The sequence below is a fragment of the Roseovarius halophilus (ex Wu et al. 2025) genome (assembly GCF_047086965.1).
The window spans coordinates 1-350 of record NZ_JBKOTX010000592.1; the positions used below are offsets into that span (position 1 = coordinate 1).

At 75.1% G+C, this 350-nt stretch carries 1 pseudogene; it reads right to left on the minus strand.

The annotated features are described in order from the left end of the window. Positions 1 to 350, minus strand: a pseudogene (locus ACH107_RS33630) (hypothetical protein); the annotation flags it as partial.

The window sequence follows — 350 nt, forward strand, 5'->3', positions numbered from 1 at the left end:
CGACAGCCGCGGTTCTTGCCGCCGCGCTGCGGTCGCCGTGTCTGCCCCGGGCATGGGCGCGACAGGCTCTGCCGGGGCCTTGCGGCTGCGGATGGCATCGCTGATACGGGCGCGGATGCGGGCGTCATCGGCCGCCGGCAGGTCCGCACCTGGCGCGGTCTCCTCGACCAGTTCCGGCTCGGGCATGGGCTCGGCAGGGCGTTTGCGCAGGCTCGGCAGCCGGGCGAAGAGCCCACCGGGCGCAGTCGCCGCGTCCTCGATCGGGTCGAAATCCTCGTAGCGGCGCGCGTCGGCACCGGGGGCGCGGCGCACGGTGGCCCCGCTTGTCCCGCCGACATCGGCACTGGCTT